13 protein-coding genes are annotated in these 11,910 nt (G+C 66.0%); 7 read left to right on the top strand and 6 right to left on the bottom strand.

Annotated elements, in window-relative coordinates:
* Positions 1-288: transposase (locus tag H1B27_RS39115; protein ID WP_197967352.1), on the top strand; the 288-nt coding region annotated here is incomplete at its 5' end.
* 113 nt (positions 289-401) lie between these two features.
* Here the strand turns inward: H1B27_RS39115 and H1B27_RS39110 are convergent.
* From H1B27_RS39110 to H1B27_RS39095, 4 genes are all read right to left on the bottom strand, one after another.
* Positions 402-1,481 carry a DUF2855 family protein gene (locus tag H1B27_RS39110; RefSeq protein ID WP_197969704.1) on the bottom strand — a complete coding sequence of 360 codons (1,080 nt, stop codon included), beginning with the start codon at positions 1,479-1,481 and terminating at the stop codon, positions 402-404.
* An 89-nt stretch (positions 1,482-1,570) separates the two neighbouring features.
* A complete protein-coding gene (locus tag H1B27_RS39105; protein ID WP_197969703.1) occupies positions 1,571-3,097 on the bottom strand; it encodes an acyl-CoA synthetase in 1,527 nt (508 codons plus the stop codon).
* A 23-nt stretch (positions 3,098-3,120) separates the two neighbouring features.
* Positions 3,121-4,305, bottom strand: coding sequence for an ABC transporter substrate-binding protein (locus H1B27_RS39100; RefSeq protein ID WP_061880679.1), 1,185 nt, complete (start codon positions 4,303-4,305; stop codon positions 3,121-3,123).
* Between the two features lie 32 nt (positions 4,306-4,337).
* On the bottom strand, positions 4,338-5,312 hold the full coding sequence (locus H1B27_RS39095) for an NAD(P)H-dependent flavin oxidoreductase (RefSeq protein WP_197969702.1): 975 nt from the start codon (positions 5,310-5,312) through the stop codon (positions 4,338-4,340).
* 181 nt (positions 5,313-5,493) lie between these two features.
* On the opposite strand from H1B27_RS39095, the gene H1B27_RS39090 reads away from it, so the two are divergent.
* Positions 5,494-6,381, top strand: coding sequence for a LysR family transcriptional regulator (locus H1B27_RS39090; RefSeq protein ID WP_197969705.1), 888 nt, complete (start codon positions 5,494-5,496; stop codon positions 6,379-6,381).
* On the opposite strand, the gene H1B27_RS39085 is transcribed toward H1B27_RS39090, so the two are convergent.
* Complete coding sequence (locus H1B27_RS39085; protein ID WP_197969701.1) at positions 6,378-7,031, bottom strand: DNA-3-methyladenine glycosylase family protein; 654 nt, start codon at positions 7,029-7,031, stop codon at positions 6,378-6,380. The genes H1B27_RS39090 and H1B27_RS39085 overlap by 4 nt on opposite strands.
* Positions 7,032-7,221: 190 nt before the next feature.
* On the opposite strand from H1B27_RS39085, the gene gluQRS reads away from it, so the two are divergent.
* Together gluQRS and H1B27_RS39075 are read left to right on the top strand one after the other, a co-directional pair.
* The gene (gluQRS, locus tag H1B27_RS39080) at positions 7,222-8,091 is read left to right on the top strand and encodes a tRNA glutamyl-Q(34) synthetase GluQRS (protein ID WP_197969700.1); all 870 of its coding nucleotides are present in this window, start codon (positions 7,222-7,224) and stop codon (positions 8,089-8,091) included.
* A gap of 101 nt (positions 8,092-8,192) precedes the next feature.
* Positions 8,193-9,458, top strand: coding sequence for an ATP-binding protein (locus H1B27_RS39075; protein WP_197969699.1), 1,266 nt, complete (start codon positions 8,193-8,195; stop codon positions 9,456-9,458).
* Here the strand turns inward: H1B27_RS39075 and H1B27_RS39070 are convergent.
* Entirely contained in the window at positions 9,385-10,278 is an 894-nt protein-coding gene (locus H1B27_RS39070; protein WP_061880683.1) for a YihY/virulence factor BrkB family protein, read from the bottom strand. The genes H1B27_RS39075 and H1B27_RS39070 overlap by 74 nt on opposite strands.
* A 308-nt stretch (positions 10,279-10,586) precedes the next feature.
* On the opposite strand from H1B27_RS39070, the gene H1B27_RS39065 reads away from it, so the two are divergent.
* The 3 genes from H1B27_RS39065 to H1B27_RS39055 form a co-directional block, all read left to right on the top strand.
* Positions 10,587-10,781: a twin transmembrane helix small protein gene (locus tag H1B27_RS39065; protein WP_035711572.1), complete on the top strand. Its 195-nt coding sequence runs from the start codon at positions 10,587-10,589 to the stop codon at positions 10,779-10,781.
* Positions 10,782-11,354, top strand: coding sequence for a cob(I)yrinic acid a,c-diamide adenosyltransferase (locus H1B27_RS39060; RefSeq protein ID WP_197969698.1), 573 nt, complete (start codon positions 10,782-10,784; stop codon positions 11,352-11,354).
* Positions 11,355-11,480: 126 nt separating this feature from the next.
* Positions 11,481-11,910: electron transfer flavoprotein subunit beta/FixA family protein (locus H1B27_RS39055; RefSeq protein ID WP_197968786.1), on the top strand; the 430-nt coding region annotated here is incomplete at its 3' end.

Genomic DNA, 11,910 nt, shown 5'->3' with positions numbered 1-11,910 from the left:
CGCCGAATCTTCATCTCTGGCCAGAAGCGCGGCGTCTTCGGTGTCATCAAGCGCGAGCTGCGCCGCCGTTCCGCCATCGAACCCATCATCGGACACCTGAAGACCGATGGCCACCTCGGCCGCTGCTACCTCAAAGGCCGCGCCGGCGATGCGGCCAACGTCATCCTCTCAGCCGTCGGCCACAACTTCCGCCGCATCCTCGCCTGGATCAGAGAACTCTTGTGCCTGTTCCTGATCCAGCTCTGGCGCACGCGCGCCTGTCCGGCCCCGCTCAATTCGGCTTCTTAACGGACGACGAAATATCCTGCGTCCGGTCCAGCATGCGCGACCTCATGGCCGCCTTCGCGGCGTTTCCTCGGAGGGGCAAACGCTATACCGGTTCTCAGGTCGTCGAAAGCGCCTTACCCGAGCAGTGAGAGCATGTGGCCCTGCTCCGGCGGAATGCGGCCCTTCAGAGTGTCGAGATAGACCTGCCGCACCGCCTCGGGTCCGCGGCTCTCGACGACGGTCAGGCATCTCTCCAACAGCGGCGCGAAGCCGGACCATGCCGCGCCAAAACGCTGCTCGATACCACCCGGGCCCCATTCCTTGGCACGCTTGTGGATCTGGTCGGGCGCGAAGAACCAGCGCGGTTTTGCACCGGGCAGCTCGCCTTCGTCGGCCTCGGTGGCACGATGCGTCAGACCGACGCGCACCGAGCATTTCATCTGCTCGCCGAAATGCCGGTGCAGCGCGGCCCGCAGTGCGCTGTTGCCGGCCATGTCGACGAAGGCGACCGGGGCCTCCGTTGGCAACGACGTCACGCGGTCATAGGTGATGACCTCGTCATAGCAGCCGAGCGACGTCACGAAGCCCGTGTTTCCAGCCGATGTCAGCCCGATCACCTTGCGCCCGCGCGTGTGCAGCAGATGCGCGAGCCCGAACGCGGTCTTGCTCGAGGCGCTCGACAGCAGCACGGTTCGCGCGCTGAAGTCGTCGTTCTCGGCGAGAAAGTCGTCGACCAGGAACGACAGCATGAACAGCGGCCGCAGCAGCGCCTGGTAATCGCCCTGCCGCCCGGCGTAGGTGGGATCGCCGCCGACGCGCGCATAGGCGTTGTAGACCGGCGCTACGCCCTGCCGGTGGGCGGCACCGTCGCGCAAGCCGCGCTTGCTGACGTCGGTGGCCTCGATGACAAGATGCGTCGCCATCGGAAAATAGCCGAACAGGCGATCGCCGACGGGTACGTTCGGATGTGTTGAGGCGATGACCTCGCCAAAGCCCCATATCGGAATGTTGCCGAAGCCAGTCGGCGCCGGAAACAGCTGCCAGTATTTCAGCTCGTCGCCGAGCACGGCATAAGTGATGTTGTTGGCGGTCAGCGCAAAGCGGTCGACCTTCACCAGCAGGGCGTCCTGCGGCAGCGCATCCGGAAGCGCGGTCGCGACCGTCCTGCAATTTTCGAAATCGTCGCGCGCAACGATGAAATCGGTGGCTGTCATGATGTCGATCCCGGCTCGTGTCCGTGCCGGCATCTCATCGGTCATGGGCGCGTCGTTTGCAACCGCAACATAGTTTTAAACGCTGTTTGTCAGCGTCCCGCTAGGGTGCGGTCCGCCCAGTAGGGATCCCGCAGCTTGCGTTTGAAGATCTTCCCGGTTGCCTCCCGTGGCAACGCATCCAGGAACTGGATCTCCCTCGGCACCTTGAAGTTGGCCAGCCGCTCGCGCAGAAACGACTGCACGGCAGCGGCGGAGAGCTCTTCGGCCAGATCGGGCTCGATGCAGGCGCACAACCGCTCGCCATATTCCGCGTCCGGGATGCCGAACACGGCGCAATCGCGGACGCCGGGCATGGTGATCAGCACGTTCTCGATCTCGGCAGGATAGATGTTGACGCCGCCCGAGATCACCATGTCGCGCTTGCGGTCGCACAGGAACAGATAGCCGTCCTCGTCGAGATAGCCGACGTCGCCGACGCTGACGAGACCGTCGCGCCCGGCCTCGGCGCGCGCCTGCGCCTTGCCGTGATAGTCGAAATCGGGCACCGCGCTCTGGCGCATGTAGATCTCGCCGATCTCATTGACATCGCAGAGGCTGCCGTCGTCGCGAAAAATCTTGACGATGCCGCCTTCGATGGCGCGGCCGACCGTGCCGGGCTTCCTCAGCGCCTCTTCGGCCGAGTGCCACACCGGTATGCCGGTCTCGGTCGAGCCGAAATATTCGTTGATGACCGGTCCCCACCACTCGATCATGGCCCGCTTCACCTCGGGCGGGCACGGCGCCGCGCCGTGCACGACGAAGCGCAGCGACGACAGGTCGTAACGCTGCCTGACGGCCTCGGGCAGGCGGAGCAGGCGCACGAACATGGTCGGCACCATGTGGATGTGCGTCACACGGTGACGTTCGATCAGCGCCAAGAGCTCCTCGGCGCCGAACCGGGCCTGGAGAACGATGGTGCAGCCGTTGCGGAAAGCCATCATGCCATAGGAATGTGGCGCCGAGTGATACATCGGCCCGTTGATGAGCACGACTTGGTCCTCGCGCGGCTTGATGCCGTAGGCGATCGCGCCGACGCGTTCGGAGGCGGCGGCCTGTTCGGGCCGCATCGGCATGCGCCGCACGCCTTTCGGCATGCCCGTGGTCCCCGAAGTGTAGATCATTGCCGCGGCCCGGCGCGGCGGCTCCTGCGATTCCGGATGGCCGTCGCGCCAGCGGTCCCAATCCATCGATCCCGCCGGGACGTCGGTCAGGTCGGTGGGAATTGCGAAGGTTGCCGCGACCTCGGGCGGGGTTGCGACGACGAGCAGGCGGACATCCTGGGGAATGCCGCCGCGGATCTGCGGCAGCAGGTCGGCGTGGCAGACCAGGATCCTGGCGCCGCTGTCGGCCAGGATGTAACGGACCTCCTCGGCCTTGAGGTGCCAGTTGATCGGCACCACCGGGCTGCCCAGTGCGGTGGAGGCCGCAACCACCTCGAACAGGGCGAAGTCGTTGCGCAGCATCATCGCGACCGGCGCGCCTTCGGCAACGCCGAGGGCGCGAAACCCGCTCGCGGCGCGTTTGATGCGCGCCTGGATCTCGTCATAGCCGATCCGGCGTTCGCCGTTGATGATCATGGTCCGTCCCTGTTCCACTGGAGTCAGCGATCGTCGAGCACGTCGCCGAAGCCCACCCAGCTCTTGCCGTTGAAGCGCCGGAGCTGAAGCTGTTGGAACGGCAGATAGTCGTCTGGCCCGGTCGAAACGGTGATGCCCGGCAGCAGCAGCGGCAGCTTCACCTCCTTCAGCGAGGCCGCCTGGCGCATGATATTTTCGCGGCTGAAATCACCCTTGCAGGCCTTCAGCACGGTCATCAGCAGCGTCGCGTAGTGGTAGCCGGCCCCGTAGTTGGAGTTGGAGAGGTCCGCGTTCGGCATGTATTGCTTCATGAAGGCGAAGTATTCCTTCACGCCGGGATCGCTGGCCCATTGCGGGTCCATCGTGTCCTTCTGATTGCTCGACGAGATCAGGCCGACCGCGTTGTCGAGCCCGGCCGGCTCCAGGAACGAGATCGACGAGGCCGAGGTCGGCACGAAGAACAGCTCGGGCTTCCAGCCGATCTCGGCGACGCCCTTGATCATCTGCGAGGTGAACTTTCCGAGCACGACGCCGAACAGCACATCGGCACCCGATGCCTTCAGGGTCGAGAGCTGCGAGCTGATCGTCGGTGCGCTGGTCTCGTAGGTCTGCTCGGCGATGATCATGCTGGCGGCCTTGTCGCCGAGCGCGCGCTTGAAGCCGGCGACATAGTCGCGGCCGAAATCGTCATTCTGGGAGAGAATGGCGATCCTGGCGCCCGGCTTGGTGCGCAGCACGTGCTTGGCATAGACCACGCCTTCGGATTCATAGGCGGCCATGCCGGGCATGGTCCATGGGTATTTCTGCGGATCGGCCCATTTGGTCGCGCCCGAGAGCACGAACAGCTGCGGCACCTTCTTGCCGTTGAGGTAGCGCTGCACGGCGCTGTTGGTGGCGGTGCCGAGCGAGCCGAACATCATCAGCACCTCGTCCTGCTCCACCAGCTTGCGGGTCTGCTCGACCGTCTTCGGCGGCGAGTAGGCATCGTCCAGCGTGATGAACCTGACCTTGCGGCCGTTGATGCCGCCATCGGCATTGATCTTCTCGAAGAAGGCTTCCTGCGTTCGTCCGATCGCGCCGAAGCCGGATGCCGGCCCGCTATAGGGCAGAGTCTGGCCGATGCGGATCTCGTCGGCGCCTTCGGCATGCGCGCTGCCGCCGGCGAGCGCCAGCAGGGACAGGCCGATCAGTGCGGCTACAAGCTTCATTGTATCCTCCCGTTGTTTGCCAGTCCGAAACGTCAGGCGCTCGCGCGCATCAGGAAATCCTGCCGGGCCTGATCGAATTCACTCTTCATCCGATCGACGAGCTCCGCGACGGGAGGGACATCGGTGATCTGGCCGATGCCCTGGCCCGATCCCCAGATGTCGCGCCATGCCTTCGATTTCATGTTGCCGCCGGAGCCGAAATTCATCTTCGATTTGTCGGCGGCCGGCAGATTGTCCGGGTCCAATCCGGCGGCGGCGATCGAGGGGCCGAGATAGTTGCCGTGCACCCCGGTGAACAGGTTGGTGTAGACGATGTCGTGCGCGGCATGCTGCGTCAGCGCCGACTTGTAGGCTGCGTCGGCATTGGCTTCCTTCGTGGCGATGAAGCGCGTGCCCATATAGGCGAGGTCGGCGCCCAGCGTCAGCGCCGAGGCGATGCCGAAGCCGTCGCTGATCGCTCCCGACAGCAGGATCGCTCCGTCGAACCATTGCTTGACCTCGCGCACCAGCGCGAAGGGCGACAGCGTGCCGGCATGTCCGCCCGCACCGGCGCAGACCAGGATCAGGCCGTCGACGCCCTGTTCGGCGGCCTTGCGCGCATGCTTGACGTTGATGACGTCGTGGAACACCAGCCCGCCATAGGAGTGCGCGGCCTCGACGATCTCTGCCGGAGGCCGCAGCGAGGTGATGATGATGGGCGCCTTGTGCTTTACGCAGGTCTCCATGTCCTTCATCAGCCGGTCATTGGAGGCATGGCAGATCTGGTTGACGGCGTAGGGCGCAACCTTCTTGCCGGGATTGCGCGATTTGTATTCGCCGAGCTCGTCCTCGATGCGGCTCAGCCACTCGTCGAGCTTCTCGACAGGACGGGCATTGAGCGCGGGGAAGGAGCCGACAACGCCCGCCTTGCACTGGGCGATCACCAGCTCCGGCCCGGAAACGATGAAGAGGGGCGAGCCGACCACGGGCAGCTCGAGCGACTCCTTCAAGAGAGTGGGCAGCGCCATCATGTCCTCCTGAAACGCGGCCCCGCCGGCGGGCGGATGACGAGGCGTTTCCCTGTTGATTGTCGCGCGGGCCGACTGCCGCCCGCGTTTGCGGATTTGATCCCACTATAAGGTTGGACGGCGCGCTCGGGCCGTTCAATAATGAACGGATAGACATTCAACTATGAACCGGGGCCTGCCGATGGACTGGGACCTTTGCAAGACCTTCGTCGCGGTCGCCGATACCGGCAGCTTCACCGCCGCCGCCCGCCGGCTGCACACCAGCCATCCCACCGTCAGCCGCAAGATCGCGGCGCTGGAAGCCCAGCTCGGCACCCGATTGGTGGCGCGCGCCGCCGACGGCCTGGCGCTGACGGCGGATGGAAGGACGCTGCGCGAGCACGCCGAGGCAATGGCGGCCGCGGCGCTGCGGGCCGAGACCGCGGTCGCGGCGGGAGGACACAAGGCGCGGGGCATCGTCAAGCTGTCGATCGGCGCGACGCTGGCCTCGCATTGGCTGATGCCGCGCCTGCCCGCCTTCCTGCGTGCGCACGATCATATCCAGCTCGAGATCATCACCCATCCGTTTCCGGCGAGCGTGCGCCGTCGCGAGGCGGACGTGGTGCTGCGGCCCTTCGACAGCGGCGAGGAGAACCTGGTCGGCCGCAAGATCGGCCGTCTCGGCACGGGATTCTATGCCTCGCGCGATTATGTCGCCGGGCGGTCCTTGCCCGAACGGCGCGGCGAGTGGAAGGAGCACAGCGTCATCGGCTTCGCCGACCAGACGTCCAATGCGCAGCTCGCGCGCTGGAGCGACGTCGTCACGCGGCAGGCGAGGGTGGTGATGCGCTGCTCGTCCCAGGGGGACATGCTGGCGGCGGTCCGCGCCGGGATCGGAATCTCCGCGCTCTCGTGCTTCGTTGCCGAAGCCTATTCCGATCTCGTGCGCGTCGCCCCGCAGAAGCTCGCCAGCGTCGCGGATCTATGGCTGCTGGCCCATCCCGACCTCGTCGAGCTTCCGGCGGTGCGCGCCGTGGTCGACTTCGTCGCCGAATGCGCCCGGGCAGACCGCGCGAGGCTGCGCGGTTAGCCCGACCCCGCGAGCACGCCCTCGCGCTTCTTCACGGCGCGATAGTAGCTCCACCACAGATGCGCGGCCGCGCCGCGCAGCGGACGCCAGGGTTCTGCGAGCGGCGCCATCTGCTTCTCGGTCGGCCGCGCCTTCAGACCGAGCCCGATACGGATGCCCTCCTGCACGGCGAGGTCGCCGGCCGGCCAGGCGTCGCCGTGGCCGAGGCAGAACAGCAGGTAGACGTCGGCGGTCCAGGGGCCGATACCGGGCAATGCGATCAGCGTGTGATGGGCGGCATCGGCATCTTCCTCCGCGAGCACGTCGAGGTTCAGCCGCTCGGCGGCGATCTCGCGCGCCAGATGCTTCAGCGTCTTGATCTTCGCGGCGGAGAGGCCGAGCCGCCCCAGCCGGTCGGTGCGGGCGCGGCGCACCGCATCATGGTCGAACGGATCGAACGCCGCCGCCAGCCGACCCCAGATCGCCGCCGCGCTCGCGGTCGAGAGCTGCTGTCCGCAGACGATGTGCGCAAGGCCCGTAAAGCCCGGCTCGCGCCGCCGCAGCGCCGGCATGCCCGCGATCTCGAGCACGGGCCTGAGGCGCGGATCGCGCTTGATCAGCGCGTGGACGGCCTCTTCGAGATCGGACTGGGTTTCGAGGTGGATGGTCATGATGGTCCGACAAGCTCTCCGACGTCATGGCCGGGCTTGTCCCGGCCATCCACGTCTTTCTAACCGTGACGTATTGTCTAGCATGAGCGGTGGTTGTGGTGTTTGTCCGGCACCTTGACATAATCGGCAGGCGGGCTCGAAGAACGTGGATGGCCGGGACAAGCCCGGCCATGACGAGATATGTCGACTGATGCCACCCGTTTTCCGATTTGCCCCCAGCCCCAACGGCCTCCTGCATCTCGGCCACGCCTATTCCGCGCTGCTCAACTTCGATCGCGCGCGGGAGACCGGCGGGCGGCTGTTGCTGCGGATCGAGGACATCGACACGACGCGCTGCCGGCCGGCATACGAGACTGCGATCTACGAGGATCTCGCCTGGCTCGGAATTGCCTGGGAAACGCCGGTGCGCCGGCAGTCGGAGCATCTCGCCGATTATCGTGCCGCGTTGGACAGACTGTCGGCGCTTGGTCTCGTCTATCCCGCCTTCGAGAGCCGGGCAGAGATCGCAAGGCTCGTTGCCGTGCGCGAGGCGAATGGGCCATGGCCGCGCGATCCCGACGGCGCGCCGCTTTATCCCGGCGAGGCGAAGTTGCTCCCAGCTCCCGAGCGTGACCGTCTCGTCGCATCGGGCAGGCCTTACGCGTTGCGGCTCGACATGATTGCGGCCTGCCGGCACGTCACCGGCCTGACCTGGAGTGAGCTGGGCGAGGGACCGGATGGCGAGCGCGGCATCGTGACGGCGCGGCCGGAGGCGTGGGGCGACGTGATTTTGGCCCGCAAGGAGACGCCGACCAGCTACCATCTGTCGGTGGTCGTCGACGATGCACTCCAGGGCGTCAGCGAGATCGTGCGGGGCCAGGACCTGTTGTACGCCACCGCGGTGCACCGCCTGCTCCAGGTGCTGCTCGGCCTGCCCGAGCCCGCCTACCGCCACCACCCGCTGATTCGCGATGAGGCGGGCCGGAAGCTGTCGAAATCGAGCCAGTCGACCGGTCTACGCGCCTTGCGCGCGGCCGGCATCACGCCGGCCGGCGTCCGCCAGCTGGTGGGATTAGGTTAAGTTTCTCTGGGGGTTAGCAAAACGTCGCCGTGACTCCGGGTGTTCCTCCGTGCCATGCTCGGTCCGCGCGGGGTTCGAAGAGAGTACTTCGAAGGGGATTCATGGCTGCGAAAACGCGTCCAGTGCGCACCACGCGGACGTCCAGGCGGCTGCCTCGGAAGCGGTCCAGGATGGCAGGAAAGGTGCGCAAGCGCAGCACCAAGGTGGTCGCGCCCGACGTGGTCCAGGCGGCGCTGGCCGCCTTTGCCCATGAGGTCCGCACCCCCCTGACCGGCATTCTGGCAATCAGCGATCTGCTCGCGACTTCCGATCTCGGCGAACGGGAGCGGCGGTGGGCCGATACTATCAAGGCCGGTGCCGAGCATCTGGCGAGCCTTGCCACGCTGTTCGTGGATGCCGCCAGAACCGGCAAGGGAACGGGGAAGGGCGGCAGCACGCTGCGGCAGGACCTGTTCGATCTACGGACCCTCGCCCGCAGCGCCGGCGATTCGCTGGCCGGCCGCGCCGCGGCCAAGGGTCTCCAGTCCGAGGTCGAGATCTCCGACAAGCTGCCTGGACTCGTGGTCGGTGATCCCGTCCGCCTGCGCGCCGCGCTTGAGAACCTGATCGACAATGCCGTGAAGTTCACAGACCAGGGCGGCGTGGCGCTCGCAGTCGAGCCGTGGCGTCCCGCCAAAGCCAAAGCAAAGGGCAAGGGTAGGGTCGGTGTCTCCTTTGCCGTGTCCGACAGCGGCATCGGCCTCACCATGGCGGAGATCAAGCGGCTGTTCCGCCCGTTCACCCAGGCCAATGTCACCATCGCCTCGCGCTTCGGCGGCGCCGGCTTGGGGCTCTCTTCGGTCAAGCAATTGGCGCATGCGATGGGCGGCGACATCACCGTCGCTCCGCGCCGCGGTGGTGGCGCCACCTTCACGTTGACGGTGTCGCTGGATGCCACGGGATCGGACAAGAGCAGCGAGGCGGAGGGTAGCGGGCCCGAGGCGGTCGCGGGCCTTCGCGTGCTCAGCGTCGAGGACAATCCGTTCGGCCGCGTCGTGCTTAACACGATCCTGACCGAGCTCGGCCATCAAGCCGAGTTCATCGGGCGCGGCGAGGATGCGGTCGGCCGGCTGGAGCAGGGCGCGTTCGACGCGGTGCTGATGGACATGGTGCTGCCGGGCATCGACGGTATCGAGGCCATCAGGCGGATTCGCGCGCTGTCGACGCCGCTGGCTCGGATCCCGATCATCGGCGTGTCCGGCCGTGGCGAGGACGAGGCAGCATCGCGCGCGGCCGGCGCCGACGCCTTCCTGGTCAAGCCTGTGTCTCCGCGGGCTTTAGCGACTGCGCTGCTTGAAGCGACACGCCATGAGGAAGCCGCGACTTGATGATCGCGGCGTTGAGCTCACCGCCGTAAACGAAGATCGCGGCGATAAAATACAGGAACACCAGCGCGATGATCACCGAGGCGAGCCCCGCATACATGGTCACGTAGTTGTTGGCGAAGCGCGCCAGATACTGTCCGAAGACGACGCCGGAGACCAGCGACGCCACCACCGTGAAGATGATGCCCGGCATGATCTGGAGGAAGCTGCGTCGTCCCGCCGGCAGCCAGGCGTGCAGGATGAACAGCGCAACCACGAGCGCGCCGATGGTGATCCCGTAGCGCAGCCAGGTGAGGATGCTTTCGTTCGATTCGACGAACAGCGGAATGTGGCGCCGCGCGGCCTCGATGATCAGCGGACCGAGCACGATCAGGAACGCCATGGCAAGCGCAGTGAAGGCGGCGATCAGCGTGTAGGCAATCGATTCCAGCCGTAGCCAGTACCAGCGTCGCATCTCCACCACCGCGTAGGCGCGGTTGAGTGCGACCCGCAGCGCCTCGACGCCGTTGGAGGCGAAATAGACCGACAGCGCCGCGCCGATGGTCAGAATGCCGGTGCGGGTCGTGGTCAGCACGTCATGCACCTCGCCCGAGATCGAATCGGCGACCTGCTTGGGCCAGACCTGGAGCATCAGGCTGGCCGCCTGGTCGGCGAGTTCCTTGGAGCCGAAGACGCCGGCGAGCGAGGTCAGCACGATCAGGAACGGGAATAGCGCCATCAGCGTCGACAGCGCGATGTGGCTTGCGATCGCCCAGCCGTCATCGGCGAGGAAGGTGTAGAACGCATCCATCACGACGACGTAGATGTAGCGGATCGCTTTCACGGCTTGCCCTGTACTGCTCCCTCCTCCCGCTTGCGGGCGGAGGGGAAGACGGTCGGCGAGGGACACAAATCGGAAATCATTTAGGCAGCTTCTGACATTATTGGCTCAAAAGCCAGATCGCGAAGCGCCCCGCCGTCATTCCGGGGCGCGCGAAGCGCGAGCCCGGAATCCATCTAGCCGCAGCGCAAGTGGCGCGATGGATTCCGGGCTCGACGCGCCGGCCTCGCTTCGCTCGGTCCCGCCGCATCGCCCCGGAATGACGAACTGGGGAGATGGCGGACCGACGCCCACGGTGTTATCTACGCCCAATGGCATCTCTCCTGAGTACTTTCATCCTGCCGGCGGCCGCCGGCGCCGTGGCGTTGGTGCTGCTGCTCGGGCTCGTCAACATGATGCGCGGCGGCTCGCCCAACACCTCGCAGAAACTGATGCGCTGGCGCGTGCTGCTGCAGTTCGTGGCGATCATCATCGCGATGCTCGCGGTCTGGGCGATGGGGCGCTAAATGGTCACGTTGAACCGTATCTATACCAAGACCGGTGACGACGGCACGACGGCGCTCGGAACCGGCGAGCGGCGTCCGAAATACGATCTGCGCATCGAAGCCTACGGCACCGTCGACGAGACCAATGCCGCGATCGGCGTGGTCAGGCTCCATACCCGGGACACGCCCGAACTCGATGCGATGCTCGGCCGCATCCAGAATGATCTGTTCGATCTCGGCGCCGATCTCGCCGTGCCCGAACGGGAGGGCAAGGCTGAGCGGCTGCGGGTGGTGACGAGCCAGGTCGAGCGGCTCGAGCGCGACATCGACACGCTGAACGAAAAGCTCGCGCCGCTGACCTCCTTCGTGCTTCCCGGCGGCACGCCGGTCGCAGCCCATCTGCATGTGGCGCGCACGATATGCCGCAGGGCGGAACGTGTGATTGTGGAACTGGCGGCCCGGCCCGGCGAGCCGGTCAGCGCGGCTGGCATCCAATATATGAATCGCCTGTCCGACTTCCTGTTCGTGGCGAGCCGGACGGCTAACGGCAATGGCGCCGGCGACGTGCTCTGGGTTCCCGGCCAGAACCGCTGACCCATCGCGCTCCCGCATTTCAGAAGGCCAAAATTAGACCCGTTCGCGCGTTGACCGGGGCAGATCAGGCCTTTAGGTTCCGCGCCAGTTGATAACCCCCCTCCCAGATTGAGTGAAAGAGGATCGATGAAGGTCTTAGTGCCGGTAAAGCGGGTGGTCGATTACAACGTCAAGGTCCGCGTCAAGGGCGATGGATCGGGCGTTGAACTCGCCAACGTCAAGATGTCCATGAACCCGTTCGACGAAATCGCAGTCGAGGAAGCGCTGCGCCTGAAGGAAGGCGGCAAGGCCACCGAGGTTGTGGTGGTCTCCATCGGACCTGCGCAGGCATCGGAGACGATCCGCACTGGCCTCGCCATGGGCGCCGACCGCGGCATCCTGGTGAAGGCCGAAGGCGCCGTCGAGCCGCTCGCCGTCGCCAAGATCCTGAAGAAGGTTGCCGACGAAGAGCAGCCGGGCCTGATCATCCTCGGCAAGCAGGCGATCGACGATGATTCCAACCAGACCGGCCAGATGCTGGCCGCGCTGTTGGGCTGGTCGCAGGCGACCTTCGCCT

Source organism: Bradyrhizobium diversitatis (assembly GCF_016031635.1).
In the GTDB taxonomy this organism is placed as follows: Bacteria; Pseudomonadota; Alphaproteobacteria; order Rhizobiales; family Xanthobacteraceae; genus Bradyrhizobium; species Bradyrhizobium diversitatis.
Note: the sequence above shows the minus strand (reverse complement) of the source record. Positions and strands in the feature narration are given on the sequence as shown.

Excerpts from the sequence above, each read along its gene's own strand:
- H1B27_RS39110 (WP_197969704.1), bottom strand. The coding sequence starts at position 1,481 with ATGACAGCCACCGATTTCATCGTTGCGCGCGACGATTTCGAAAATTGC.
- H1B27_RS39105 (WP_197969703.1), bottom strand. The coding sequence starts at position 3,097 with ATGATCATCAACGGCGAACGCCGGATCGGCTATGACGAGATCCAGGCG.
- H1B27_RS39100 (WP_061880679.1), bottom strand. The coding sequence starts at position 4,305 with ATGAAGCTTGTAGCCGCACTGATCGGCCTGTCCCTGCTGGCGCTCGCC.
- H1B27_RS39095 (WP_197969702.1), bottom strand. The coding sequence starts at position 5,312 with ATGGCGCTGCCCACTCTCTTGAAGGAGTCGCTCGAGCTGCCCGTGGTC.
- H1B27_RS39090 (WP_197969705.1), top strand. The coding sequence starts at position 5,494 with ATGGACTGGGACCTTTGCAAGACCTTCGTCGCGGTCGCCGATACCGGC.
- H1B27_RS39085 (WP_197969701.1), bottom strand. The coding sequence starts at position 7,031 with ATGACCATCCACCTCGAAACCCAGTCCGATCTCGAAGAGGCCGTCCAC.
- gluQRS (WP_197969700.1), top strand. The coding sequence starts at position 7,222 with ATGCCACCCGTTTTCCGATTTGCCCCCAGCCCCAACGGCCTCCTGCAT.
- H1B27_RS39075 (WP_197969699.1), top strand. The coding sequence starts at position 8,193 with ATGGCTGCGAAAACGCGTCCAGTGCGCACCACGCGGACGTCCAGGCGG.
- H1B27_RS39065 (WP_035711572.1), top strand. The coding sequence starts at position 10,587 with ATGGCATCTCTCCTGAGTACTTTCATCCTGCCGGCGGCCGCCGGCGCC.
- H1B27_RS39060 (WP_197969698.1), top strand. The coding sequence starts at position 10,782 with ATGGTCACGTTGAACCGTATCTATACCAAGACCGGTGACGACGGCACG.